This is a genomic window from Nocardioides sp. Root151, assembly GCF_001427925.1.
In the GTDB taxonomy this organism is placed as follows: domain Bacteria; phylum Actinomycetota; class Actinomycetes; order Propionibacteriales; family Nocardioidaceae; genus Nocardioides.
In genome coordinates, this window is the sequence record NZ_LMGG01000001.1 from 771,324 (window position 1) to 783,453 (window position 12,130).

Annotated in this window: 13 protein-coding genes; 5 read left to right on the forward strand and 8 right to left on the reverse strand. The window is 68.8% G+C overall.

What is annotated here, in order from left to right; genetic code table 11:
• The first annotated feature begins 67 nt into the window (after window positions 1-67).
• Window positions 68-415, forward strand: a complete 348-nt coding sequence (locus tag ASD66_RS03640) for a hypothetical protein (RefSeq protein WP_235529952.1) — start codon at window positions 68-70, stop codon at window positions 413-415.
• A gap of 152 nt (window positions 416-567) precedes the next feature.
• On the opposite strand, the gene ASD66_RS03645 is transcribed toward ASD66_RS03640, so the two are convergent.
• The 5 genes from ASD66_RS03645 to ASD66_RS03665 all read right to left on the reverse strand — a co-directional run bounded on the left by ASD66_RS03645 (window position 568) and on the right by ASD66_RS03665 (window position 5,790).
• On the reverse strand, window positions 568-1,110 hold the full coding sequence (locus tag ASD66_RS03645; protein ID WP_056890056.1) for a hypothetical protein: 543 nt from the start codon (window positions 1,108-1,110) through the stop codon (window positions 568-570).
• A 188-nt stretch (window positions 1,111-1,298) separates the two neighbouring features.
• Window positions 1,299-2,936 (reverse strand): chaperonin GroEL, encoded by a 1,638-nt coding sequence (gene groL / locus ASD66_RS03650; protein WP_056685470.1) that lies wholly within the window; start codon window positions 2,934-2,936, stop codon window positions 1,299-1,301.
• A gap of 207 nt (window positions 2,937-3,143) precedes the next feature.
• A complete protein-coding gene (locus ASD66_RS03655; protein ID WP_056890057.1) occupies window positions 3,144-4,352 on the reverse strand; it encodes a hypothetical protein in 1,209 nt (402 codons plus the stop codon).
• Window positions 4,352-4,861 (reverse strand): SigE family RNA polymerase sigma factor, encoded by a 510-nt coding sequence (locus ASD66_RS03660; RefSeq protein ID WP_056890058.1) that lies wholly within the window; start codon window positions 4,859-4,861, stop codon window positions 4,352-4,354. Before ASD66_RS03660 ends, ASD66_RS03655 begins: the two co-directional genes overlap by 1 nt.
• A 59-nt stretch (window positions 4,862-4,920) precedes the next feature.
• Complete coding sequence (locus ASD66_RS03665; RefSeq protein WP_162254243.1) at window positions 4,921-5,790, reverse strand: ATP-grasp domain-containing protein; 870 nt, start codon at window positions 5,788-5,790, stop codon at window positions 4,921-4,923.
• 82 nt (window positions 5,791-5,872) lie between these two features.
• On the opposite strand from ASD66_RS03665, the gene ASD66_RS03670 reads away from it, so the two are divergent.
• Window positions 5,873-6,682, forward strand: a complete 810-nt coding sequence (locus ASD66_RS03670; RefSeq protein WP_056890060.1) for a hypothetical protein — start codon at window positions 5,873-5,875, stop codon at window positions 6,680-6,682.
• 12 nt (window positions 6,683-6,694) lie between these two features.
• On the opposite strand, the gene ASD66_RS03675 is transcribed toward ASD66_RS03670, so the two are convergent.
• On the reverse strand, window positions 6,695-7,510 hold the full coding sequence (locus ASD66_RS03675) for an SGNH/GDSL hydrolase family protein (protein WP_056890061.1): 816 nt from the start codon (window positions 7,508-7,510) through the stop codon (window positions 6,695-6,697).
• Window positions 7,511-7,607: 97 nt separating this feature from the next.
• Between ASD66_RS03675 and ASD66_RS03680 the strand changes: the two genes are divergently transcribed.
• From ASD66_RS03680 to ASD66_RS03690, 3 genes are all read left to right on the forward strand, one after another.
• Window positions 7,608-8,249 carry a hypothetical protein gene (locus ASD66_RS03680; RefSeq protein WP_156388525.1) on the forward strand — a complete coding sequence of 214 codons (642 nt, stop codon included), beginning with the start codon at window positions 7,608-7,610 and terminating at the stop codon, window positions 8,247-8,249.
• Window positions 8,250-8,253: 4 nt separating this feature from the next.
• The gene (locus ASD66_RS03685; RefSeq protein ID WP_056890063.1) at window positions 8,254-9,132 is read left to right on the forward strand and encodes a hypothetical protein; all 879 of its coding nucleotides are present in this window, start codon (window positions 8,254-8,256) and stop codon (window positions 9,130-9,132) included.
• Window positions 9,133-9,313: 181 nt separating this feature from the next.
• Window positions 9,314-10,945 carry an AMP-binding protein gene (locus ASD66_RS03690; protein WP_156388526.1) on the forward strand — a complete coding sequence of 544 codons (1,632 nt, stop codon included), beginning with the start codon at window positions 9,314-9,316 and terminating at the stop codon, window positions 10,943-10,945.
• 260 nt (window positions 10,946-11,205) lie between these two features.
• Here the strand turns inward: ASD66_RS03690 and ASD66_RS03695 are convergent, their stop codons facing one another.
• Both ASD66_RS03695 and ASD66_RS03700 read right to left on the reverse strand, forming a co-directional pair.
• The gene (locus ASD66_RS03695; RefSeq protein WP_056685442.1) at window positions 11,206-11,670 is read right to left on the reverse strand and encodes an OsmC family protein; all 465 of its coding nucleotides are present in this window, start codon (window positions 11,668-11,670) and stop codon (window positions 11,206-11,208) included.
• A 150-nt stretch (window positions 11,671-11,820) separates the two neighbouring features.
• Window positions 11,821-12,099, reverse strand: a complete 279-nt coding sequence (locus ASD66_RS03700; protein ID WP_056685439.1) for a MoaD/ThiS family protein — start codon at window positions 12,097-12,099, stop codon at window positions 11,821-11,823.
• Window positions 12,100-12,130 lie beyond the last annotated feature (31 nt).

Sequence of the window (12,130 nt, forward strand, 5' to 3'; positions counted from 1 at the left end):
CACCCGGTTCGTGCATCAAGAATCCACGGTTGGCGGGGTCTCACCGGGGGCGACGCACAATGGGAGGGTGACCGACCAACTGCTCTCCGCCCGCGCCGTCGTGATGCGAGACCTGGAGGCCACGGGGGTCGCCTCCGCAGAGACCGTCTCGCTGCTGGAGGACGCCGTCTCCGAACGCCGATGGTGGGCCGAGCAGTGGCCGGCCGGCGAGCCGTACGTCGGCGGGCTGGTCGCCCAGGACGTGCAGGACGCCCTCCTGATGCGCGTCGGCCGCTGGCCGGTGTGCCCACGCTGCGAGGACGCCGTACACGCCCTGCACATCCACCCCGAGCTCGGCGGCCCCGACCCGGTCTGGGTCTGCGAGGAGTCCGGCGCCGTGGTCGCCGCACTGGGCCAGCTCAGCACCGACTCCTGAGCCCGGCAGCGGGCGTACGGCGCGTTTGGGCGTGCGCGGGTGTACGGCGAGAGTTGCAGTTCATACGTGTTCCGAGCCGGGAGTGGTACGAACTGCAACGCTCGATGACCAGGAGACTGGCGAACGGCGGATCCGGGTCGACCTCGAGCAGGTCAGCTCGAGGGCATCACGGTGGGCAGGTCGCTGGGCAGCAGCGAGAGCAGCTCGGACGGGATGTCCTTCAGCGCCGGGATGATGTCCGCCACGAGGTTCTGCCCGCACGTGGTGGTCAGGTAGGTGGCCAGCGCGTTGACCTTGCCGCGCTTCTCCGACGAGAGGTCGGTGTAGGCCTTCAGAGCCGTCGAGGTCTTCTCGAGCTGCGGCGCGATGTCGATCAGCACCTGGATACCGTCGACCGCGTCCTGCGGCATGTCCTCGGGCAGGCCGTCGGCGACCACCGTCGCCACCTGCTGCAACACCTGGCTCGCCGAGTCGCCCTTCAACGCGTCCTTGGCGTCGTCGCAGAACTGCTCCGAGGTCACCGGCTCGGTCGGCTGCGTCGAAGGTGAGGTCGAAGAGTCCTCGCTGGGCTCGGTCGTCGTCGACGTGGTCTCGCTCGGCTTCGACTCGTCCTTCTTGTCCTTGTCGTCGTCTCCGCAACCGGCGGTGAGGGCGAGAACGAGCAACAGCGGAACGGCCACGAGAGATCTGCGCATGGTGGCGAGTCTAGGCCCCGGTTCCAGCCGGCCACGTGCACGGAGCACCAAGAATCCACGGTTCGCGCATCAACCGCACACGGTTCGCGCATCAACAATCCACGGCTCGCGGGACGAAATGGCCGAACGGCCCCGGGAGAACCCGGGGCCGTTCGGTTGATGCTGTGTGCAGCGTGGTGATCTGGCGATCAGAAGTCCATGCCGCCCATGCCGCCCATGCCGCCGGACGGGTCGCCCATCGGAGCAGCCTTCTCGGGCTTGTCCGCGACGACTGCCTCGGTGGTGAGGAACAGCGCGGCGATCGACGCAGCGTTCTGCAGCGCCGAGCGCGTGACCTTGGCGGGGTCGATGATGCCCGCGGCGATCATGTCGACGTACTCGCCGGTCGCGGCGTTGAGGCCGTGGCCCGACTCCAGGTTGCGCACCTTCTCCGCGACGACGCCGCCCTCGAGGCCGGCGTTGATCGCGATCTGCTTCAGCGGAGCGTCGGTGGCCACGCGCACGATGTTCGCGCCGGTGGCCTCGTCACCCTCGAGGTTGATCTTCTCGAACGCGGCGTCGGCAGCCTGGACCAGCGCCACGCCACCGCCGGCGACGATGCCCTCTTCGACGGCAGCCTTCGCGTTGCGAACGGCGTCCTCGATGCGGTGCTTGCGCTCCTTGAGCTCGACCTCGGTGGCCGCGCCGACCTTGATCACCGCAACGCCGCCGGCCAGCTTGGCCAGGCGCTCCTGCAGCTTCTCGCGGTCGTAGTCGGAGTCGGAGTTCTCGATCTCGGCGCGGATCTGGTTGACCCGGCCCTCGATCTGGGCCTGGTCGCCCGAGCCCTCGACGATGGTGGTCTCGTCCTTGGTGATGACGACCTTGCGGGCCTGGCCGAGCAGCTCGATGCCGGTCGACTCCAGCTTGAGGCCGACCTCTTCGGAGATGACCTGGCCACCGGTCAGGATCGCGATGTCCTGGAGCATGGCCTTGCGGCGGTCACCGAAGCCGGGGGCCTTGACGGCCACGGACTTGAAGGTGCCACGGATCTTGTTGACGACCAGCGTCGAGAGGGCCTCACCGTCGACGTCCTCGGCGAGGATCAGCAGCGGCTTGCCGGACTGCATGACCTTCTCGAGGAGCGGGAGCAGGTCCTTGACGTTGGAGATCTTCTGGTTCGCGATGAGGACGTAGGCGTCCTCGAGAACCGTCTCCATGCGCTCGGGGTCGGTGACGAAGTAGGCCGAGATGTAGCCCTTGTCGAACCGCATGCCCTCGGTCAGCTCGAGGTCGATGCCGAACGTGTTCGACTCCTCGACCGTGATGACGCCTTCCTTGCCGACCTTGTCCATCGCCTCGGCGATGGCGTCACCGACGGTGGTGTCGCCACCGGCGGAGATGGTGGCGGCAGAGGCGATCTGCTCCTTGGTCTCGATGTCCTTGGCCATGGCGAGCAGCTGCTCGGACACGGCGGCGACAGCGGCCTCGATGCCGCGCTTGAGGCCCATCGGGTTCGCACCCGCGGCCACGTTGCGCAGACCCTCGCGGACCATTGCCTGGGCGAGGACGGTGGCCGTCGTCGTACCGTCACCGGCGACGTCGTCGGTCTTCTTGGCGACCTCCTTGACGAGCTCGGCCCCGATCTTCTCGTACGGGTCCTCGAGCTCGATCTCCTTGGCGATCGACACACCGTCGTTGGTGATCGTGGGGGCGCCCCACTTCTTCTCCAGGACGACGTTGCGGCCCTTGGGGCCGAGGGTCACCTTGACGGCGTCGGCGAGGGTGTTCATGCCCCGCTCGAGGCCGCGGCGCGCCTCTTCGTTGAAAGCAATCAGCTTCGGCATAACTCCTGCGATTCCTTGCTGTGCATAAGAGTTGGAACGGAGTCGGAGAGCTGCCCGCGACGGACGATCCGGCTGACCCGGCGGACCCTTCCCGCCGACGCTTCGGACCTCAACTCACCGGTCCCGTTGTTGTCACTCTCTTGATGAGAGTGCCAGCCTCATGTTTAGCACTCGACCCATGAGAGTGCAAATGATCTCGGGTCGTGGTCAGGACCAGATCCGGGAGTAGCTGGAAACGGCGTACTCCTGGTCGGGCTTCAGTCCCGTGAGCTCGGAGACCCTGCGGAAGTCATGGGTTCCGACCTGCCAGGCGATCAACCGGGGGCTCCCGTCCTGTGCCTCATAGACCACCCAGTCGTCGTCGAGCCAGAACTTCACGGGACAGCACTCCTTGTTGCGTTCGCCACCCAGGTCGGCGAGGCCCTTGGAGCCGAAGACCAGCAGCGCGCTGTCGCTCTCGTCGAAGCCCTGCACGACCATCACCTCGGACGGCGTGACCTCGTGGTCGGCGACCGGAAGTCCGTCGGCCCCGGACCAGCTCTGGGCGACGCCCTTCGGACCCGACCGAGCGAGGCCGTACGGCGTCACGTCGTCGCCCGGCGGAGCCGTCGGCAGGCCTCGTCGGGACGCACCCGTCCTCTGGCCGTCGACGCGGTAGAGCGGACCCGCGCCTCCGACGGTGCTCGGCAGGTGGAGGTCGTCGCCCACCCACGTCGCGTGCTCGGTGACCGCCTCGCCGACCTCGATCGTGCGCCATTCGCCCGTGGCCAGGGTGAGCATCAGGACGCTGCCGTTCTGCGGGAACTGCAGGTGGTCGCCCTTGGGCGACAGCATGTTGGTGCCGGCGGCGATCACGTTGCCGGAGTCGTCGACCAACGGCTGGACGCGGGAGACGTCGACCCTGCGCAGGGAACCGTCGGGAGCGAGCAGGAGCACCGTGCGCAGTCCGCTGCCGTCCATGACGGCGTACGCCGCGAGGGCGGTGTCGATCGGGTCGTCCGCGAGGTCGGTGGCATCGGCCGAGAGGTCGACCTGCCGTGGCAGCGGCGAATCCATTCGCGGCAGGCGCGCCTCCTGCTTGTCTGCCGGGCCCCAGTAGACCCGCCAGTCACCGTGGCGCCCGTCGGGCTCGGTACCCGTCGACGCCGCGTCGGTCGAGTTCGGCAGGCGGGGGTCGGCGGGCCTCGTGTTCGACGGCTGCGTGGCCGGGGGCGCGCTCCCGTCATCGTCGGGACCACCCAGCAAGGAGACCGACCCGGCGATCACCGCCACCGCGGCGACCGCTGCCGCCGTACCGGCGATGCGGGTGCGGCGCCGGCGCCGTACGGCGTCCGTCCACGCGGCGTCGGCGAGTGGCACCGGGGGCAGTCCGTCGACGCTCTCGTGGAGCAGGTCCTTCAATCGTCGTTCGGTCATCAGGAGTCCTCCGTCAGGAGTTCGGCCAGTTGGGGCGCGGCTTCGCGCAGTCGGCGCAGGGCCAGGTGGGTCTGGCTCTTGACCGTGCCGACCGCGACGCCGAGGACGTCCGCGGTCTGGGTCTCGGTGAGGTCGTCGTAGAAGCGCAGCACGATCACCGCCCGCTGTCGGGCGGTCAGCCGGGCGAGCGCGTCACGCAGCATCAGCTGCCGCTCACTGGTCGCACCGGAGACCGGGGCCGCGCGGTCCTCGTACTCGGGAAGGCCGACCCTCTCGCGGCGATGCCGGCGCCACCAGGAGATGTTGTCGCGCACGATGACGGTCCGGGCGTAGGCGTCCGGCTGGCCGTCGCGCAGCCTGCCCCAGCGCAGCGCGACCTTGGTCAGCGCCTCCTGCACCAGGTCCTCGGCGCGCTGGTGGTCGCCGGTGACGAGGACGGCGGTGCGCAGCAACGCGCCCTGCCGCTCGGTCGCCCACAGCGTGAACGACTCCCTGTCACCGGTGGTCATCTGGTCTCCCCGTTCGCTGCATGACAGTCAAACGCGGGCGACAGCCAAATGGTTGGAGGTCAGGAGACTGTTCTGGCCACCATCTTCGCGAAGGGCTCTGCATTGCCCGGCAGCACGTCGAGATAGAGGCCCGGCTCGATCAGCTCGAGTTCACTGACCGCAAGGGATCCGTCGGCCAGCCGCATCATGTCGACCCGCCCGTAGTGCAGGGTCCGACGGAGCTTTCGCGACGCCGCCGTACACGCCTCGGTGGCCAGATCGGCGCACTCCGGGCGCAGCGGCACCGGTCGCGACGAGCCACCGAAGTGCTCATGGACCCGGATCTCGTCGCCCGCGGGCAGCTTGTCGACCTGGGAGACCGCGCGGCCGCCCAGCACGAAGACCGACGTCTCGCCCTCGGTGCGCACCGACTCGACCAACGGCTGCACCACCCATGGCCCTTCCGGCCGCGGCAGCAGCGGGTGCTCGTGCTCTGCGCGGCCAAGGTTCGGGTCGTCGGGGTCGTCGAAGACGAGCACGCCCGAGCCGCCGCCGCCCACGCGCGGCTTCACCACGGCGGTGCCGAACCTGCGCACACCGTCTGCCAGCTCGGCGACCGAGTCTGCGGTCATGGTGGGTACGGCGGGCACGCCGTCGAGGTGGGCCAGATAGGCCTTGTCGAGGTTCCAGGCGAACACGTCGGCGCCGTTGAGCAACACGGTCTCGCGCTCCACCTCGCGTGCCCAGGTCACGAACTCGGCGTACCTGTTGACGTAGTCCCACGTCGAGCGCACGGCGACCACGTCGGCCTTCGACCAGTCGACCGTCTCGTCGTCCCAGGCCACCCAGCGCGACGACAGTCCACGGGCGGTCAGGGCCTGTTCGAGGGCCGGCGCCCCCGGCTCGCCATCGGGCCAGCCGGTGCAGGTCGCCAGCAACACGTTGGTCATGCGGCGAGCGTAAGCCCGGGCGAAGGGTGCGCGGCCCTCGTGCACCAACCGGGTTTCGGTGAGATGCGTGAGACTGGGGAGCATGTCGATCGCGAAGCGACTGGGCGGCGCCCTGTTGTTGCTGACTGCCGGGTGCGCCGTGGAGACCCAGCCCGAGGTGCCCGACGTGGCGATGTCGTTCGTGCAGCAACGTGTCTTCGAGGGCACGCCACGCGCACAGCTGCGGGTGGTCAACTCCTCGTCGGACGACCTCACGGTCACCGGCGTGGGGCTCGACTGGCCCGGCTACGGGAAGTTCCTCGACGACTACTCCACGACCGTCGAGGCTGGTCGGACGCTCGATCTCAACATCACACTCCCCACGCCGGACTGTTCGGCACTCGCGCCGACGAGCGAGCCGGTGATCGGCCGGGTCCGCGTCGGGGACGACGTCGTACGCCGCACGCTGGATGCGAGTGGCACCGGCTTCGTCACCCGCATCTGGCAACGGGAGTGCGACGAACGCCGGGTCGAGTCCGCCGTACGACTCTCCTACGACGGGCCGTGGCAGCTGGTCGGGAGCGGCCGGCGTACGGAGCTGGCCGGCCACATCACGCTGACCCGCCGGTCCGAGGAACGCCGGATCGTGGTGCCCGAGATCGTCGGATCCGTCCTGCTCGAACTGCATCTGGACCAGCCGGCGGTGCTGCCTCCCGGGGTGGACCGACGGACTTTCCCCATGACGATGGTGGTCCCGCGGTGCGACGTGCACGCACTGATCGAGAGCAGCCAGACCTTCCACTTCCTGATGGCTGCGCGGCTGGGTGACGATCCGCTGGTGAGGGTGCTGCGGCTGCCCGACGTGCGCACCCGGGCCCGGGCACAAGCCTTGCTGGACCAGGCCTGTCGCTGATCCGGACTGAGGTCAGGCCGGGGCGTGGTGGCCGAACGGCACGTCGTCGGCGATCCCGAGCGCGGCCAGCACCGAGGGCAACACGGCCTTGGCGGTGCGCTTGTAGCCGAGCGACGACGGGTGGAAGCGGTCGAGGCTGAACATCTCGTCGGGGTTCGTGATGAAGAACGGCCCGACCACTTCGGCCAGGTCCACTGCCCGGGCACCCAACGTCAACGCGGCCGCGCGTTGCGCGACGGCGAGCTGTCGAGACGCCCGCGAGCCGAGGGCCCGCAACGGCTGCGGCACCGGTCGCAGCATGCCCAGGTCGGGGCAGGTGCCGACGACGACCGACGCTCCTCTTTCCTGGAGTGCACTGATGCAGGCCGACAGGTGGTCGACCGACTCGGAGACCGGCACCCGGTGGGTGACGTCGTTGCCCCCGACGATGACGACCGCGACGTCAGGGCGGTACGACGACTTCAGCACGCCCAGCTGGTCGGCCAGCATCGAGCTCTCCGCCCCGACCTGCGCGCCGGTGTGCAGCACGACAGACCGGTGCGCCTGCTTCGCGACGTACTTCGCGAGCCTGGCCCCGGGGGTGTGGCTGGGCAGCTCGGCACCGAGTCCGGCAGCGATCGAGTCACCGAGCACGAGCAGGTGGATCGGGTCGCCGTACCTCTTCTTGAAGGTGCGGTCCGCGTCTAGCGCCTCCTCCCCGAGCGGCTTGCCGATCAACGCGCGGGCCTGGGCGGCCTGGGCGCGCAGCAGTTGGCGCGAGCCCACCAGGAAGCCGGCGGCGCCGACGCTGATCGCTCCCGCGACGAGGGTGAGCGGTCGAAGTCTCATCACTCCACTTGAACCATGCGGAACCGTCCGGGCGCCCAACGGCGTTGGGGTCCGGAGTGAACGGTCGGTTTCGACAAAGGTCGGGCCGGGTAGTTTCATGGATGCCCCGCCGACGAAACTTGGAGACCCTGTGGTGCGAAAGCTCGGGATCGTTGCTGCTGTCCTGTCGTTGACCCTCATCGCCGCCTGCGGCGATGACGAGAAGGATCGCGACCTCAACCTCGACAAGTCCGCCTCGTCCAGCCCCTCGGAGACCTCGAGCGAGTCGAGCGATGTGCCAGCCAACCTCCCGGCGGGGATGACACAGCCCAGCGCACCTGAGAACCAGACGAAGACCTTGGCCTCTGCCAAGGAGTTCACGGGCTTTGCCCTCCAGCTGGTGCAGTACGGCTTTGCAGCCCGCGATGTCTCCGTGGCCCGGGAGATCGTCGCCGACTGGAGCAAGTGCAAGTCATGCAAGAGCGATGCCGAGGTCACTCGACAGCAGATCGAGGAAGGCATCGCCTACATTCCGAACCGACTGCCCACTGCCGAGCAGGTCTACGTCATGGATCAGTCGCCTGACCGTTACTCCCTTGTGACGACGTTCAAGATGCCGGCAGGAAAGAAGATCAACGATGCCGGAAGGAAGCTCGGGCCGAAGACTCCGACACCAGGATCGTTCGAGGCCGACCTGCGCTGGTCGCAGAGCGACAAGTCGTGGCTCCTCGAAGATTACCGACTCACCTACGGGGGTTGAGCAGATGAAGGCGTACCGCGCACTTGGGTCTCTGGCGCTCTTCCTCGGCCTTCTCCTGGCACCCGTCAACGCAGCGATCGCCGGCGACGACGACGGCTGGGGTAGCGGCGAGACGGAACACGGCACCGAGATCACCGGCCAGCAGGGCAACGACACCCAGGACGTCATCGACCACAGCATCGGCGACGACGGCACCTACACTCCCCCGACCCAGTGGCCGGAGTACAAGTACGTGCCCACCTGTTCGATCAACGCGCCCGAGGGCGGTGCGGACGTCCTGTGCGGTGCCGCGGTCAACACCTGCGACGCCATGGGCGAAACAGGCGCGATCCGCTTCTGGGTCTACCGCCGCACGATCTTCGCCGACGGCCGGAAGCCCACCGCGTGGGATCAGGTCGCGACGGTGTGCAAGGGCCCTGATGACCCGATGCCGACCACGCCCGTCGTGACCACCGAGATGGTGGTCCAGGTGGCCCGTGCTCTGGCGCCCAAGACACAGCCGCACGTCGAGCCCGCGACGCAGTCCTACGTGAACATCCCCAACAACTACTACGCCGACGCACCAGACGTGACCCGCACGGTCAACCTGTTCGGCCACTCCATCGCGGTCCGGTTCACCGGCGGCGAGACCACATGGGACTTCGGCGACGGCAACAGCGCGACCGGCACCGGCATCGAAGGTGCCGAGGTGGGCCAGGCGGGTTCCGTCGAGCATGGCTATGACCGCAAGGGCGAATACTCCGTGACCGTGTCCACGGCCTATGACGTGTCCTTCACGCTTCCCGACGGCCAGGCAGTCACGCAGCAGGTCACGGGCGTGCCCGGCCCCGCCGCTCAGCTGCAGATCGGCGAGATCCAGACCACCGTGAACGACGTCGGCTGACCCACGCGACTTCAGCACGACGCACTGGGAAGACTGGCCCGAGTTCGGCGACTGGACCTCCCTCACCCGGCCCCCCCGCCCCTGACTCAATGACCCGGCGTTCGACGCCGACGACCTCGACCCGAGCCATCCACCGAGACCCGCCATTTACGCGCGACGGCCCAACCGCGATCCTTCTCGTGTGACCCAGACCACAGCACCGGGGCGTCCCGTCACGTTGGCCGACCTGATCGAGGCCATGGCCGACGCGATCCCGGACCGCGCCGCCGTACGCACGATCGACCGCGACTGGAGCTTCGCCGAGATCGACGACCGGTCGACCCGGCTGGCCAACCACCTGGTCTCGCTCGGCATCCGGCCCGGTGACCACGTGGCGGTGCACTCCGCGAACCGCATCGAGTGGGTCGACGCGTTCTACGGCTGCCTGAAGGCGCGCGCCGTACCGATCAACATCAACTACAAGTACCTCAGCGACGAACTGGCCTACCTCTACGACAACGCCGACTGCGTCGCCACCCTCGTGGACCCGGCGTACGTCGACGCCGTACGCGCGCTCGACCTGCCGCTGCTGGAGCACATGGTCGAGCTCGGTCCGGCGTACGACGACGCGCTGGCCGCGGCATTATCGACACGGCTGACGGGGCGTTCGTCCGACGACCACTACGTGCTCTACACCGGAGGCACGACCGGCAGCCCCAAGGGCGTGGTCTGGCGCCAGGAGGACCTCATGCGGGCGGCGTTGAACCAGAGCAGGTTCGGGGCGCCCTTCGACTCCGTGGAGCAGTTGGCCAACGAGGCCACGGCCAACGAGAACCCGCTGGTGCTGCTCGCCTGTGGCCCGATGATGCACGGCGGCAGCCAGTGGATCATGGGCAACGCGCACATGGCCGGCGCCGCGGTGGGGCTCTTCACCGAGCCCAACTTCGACGCCGAACGCATCCTCGACCTGGTCGAGCGGGCGCGGGTCAACTCGTTGACCTTCCTCGGCGACGCGATGGGCCGACCGGTGGCCGAGGCGATCCTGGCCGCCCCTACCCGATGGGACCTCTCATCCCTGGTCGCGGTGTCGAACGGCGCGGCGCCCCTGTCGGAAGGCGTGCGGGAGCAGATCCGTCGGGCCCTGCCGGACCGCTTCATCCTCGACTCGTACGGCGCCTCGGAGTCCGGCGCGACCGGTGCCCGCATCGACGACGGCTCCACGGCCGCAGCGGGTGCGCCGCGTTTCGACGTCAGCGACCAGGTCGAGGTCTTCGACGCGTCCTTCAACCCCTGCCCGCCGGGGGTGACCGGCATGCTGGGTCGGTCCGGGCCGGTGCCTCTGGGCTACTACAAGGACCCGGTGAGGTCCGCGGCGACGTTCCGCGAGATCGACGGGGTGCGGTGGGCGGTCCCGGGCGACTTCGCGCGCCGCGAGGACGACGGCTCGGTCACCGTCCTCGGCCGCGGTTCGGTCTGCATCAACACCGGCGGCGAGAAGGTGCACCCCGAGGAGGTGGAGGCGGTGTTGCTGCGCCACGACGACGTCTTCGACGCGGTTGTGGTCGGCACGCCGCACGAGCGCTGGGGGCAACAGGTGACTGCTCTCGTGCAGCTGCGCGAGGGAGTCTCGGTGGACGGCGCCGGTGCCGACTCCGGACCCGGCCTGGTGTCCGTCTCGGCCGAGGAGCTCCGCGAGCACTGCCACGCGCTGATCGCGAACTACAAGGTGCCCAAGGTGTTCCTCTTCGTCGACCAGGTGCCGCGCACCCCGGTCAGCAAGGTCGACTACCGCGCCAGCGCGTCCCTCGCGTTGGAACTGCTGAACGAGCCGTGAGCCGTGAGCCGTTCATTTCAACAGGCAGTTCGCGGAGGTGGTCGCGGTCGGCCGGCTCAACCCCGTCGTTGCCGGGTCGAACTGTATGTCGAAATGAACGCAGGGCCGCTCGTCGTACGCCCTCCCCACGTCATCCAGGCGACCCGTCGCCAGTTCTGGGTGACCTGTCGCCAGTTCCAGGTGACCCGTCGCCAGTTCCAGGTGACCCGTCGCCAGTTCGCGAACTCACGACGGGTCGATCAGAACTGGCGACAGGTCGATCAGGGGGCGACGGTGACCGTCGGCTCGTGCGTGACCGGGAAGTTCACCGATGCGGCGATGAAGCAGTTCTCGCTGGCCTCGTGGTGGATGGCCAGCGCGGTCTCGACCTGGTCCGGCGCGGCGACGACCACGCGAGGACGCAGCACCACCGAGGTGAAGCGTCCGCCCTGGCCGACCTGTGCCATGGTGCCGACCGGCGAGTCGTCGTACGCCGTGACCACGACGCCGTGGTTGACCGCGGAGTGCAGGTAGGACAGCAGGTGACACTCGGCGAGCGCGGCGAGCAGCAGCTCCTCGGGATTCCAGCGGCCGCGGTCACCGCGGAAGGTCGGGTCGGCCGATGCTTCGAGGTCCGGCTTGCCGTCGGCGCGCAGGAGGACGTCGCGGGTGTAGTCGCGATAGCCGCTGGTGCCGGTGCCGCGGTTGCCCTGCCAGGTCAGGTCGAGCGCGTAGGTGTGGTCCATGCGCTCATCATCGCGCGTCAGGAACTACGGCAGTTCACCCACACCGGGCAACGGCGCCCGCTCAACACCACGCCGAAGCGGTCGAACTGCCGCACTTCTTCACGGCGCGGCGTCCGCACGTCCGGCACCGCAGCTGCGGCGGGCCCGGGCTCAGCAGCCGCCGGCCACCGCGGGGATGATCGAGACCTGTACGCCGTCAGCCGTGGGCGTCTCGAGGTTGTCGAGGAAGCGGACGTCCTCGTTGCCGACGTACACGTTGACGAAGCGACGCAGGGCGCCGTTGTCGTCGAGCACGCGCGCCTTGATGCCCTCATGGTTGGCGTCGAGGTTGTCGAGCACCTCGGCGAGAGTGCCGCCCTCGGCGGTGACCTCGGACTCGCCACCGGTGTAGGTGCGCAGGATGGTCGGGATGCGGACGGAAACGCTCATGGCTACTCCTGGGGTCGGGTGTGCATCAAGG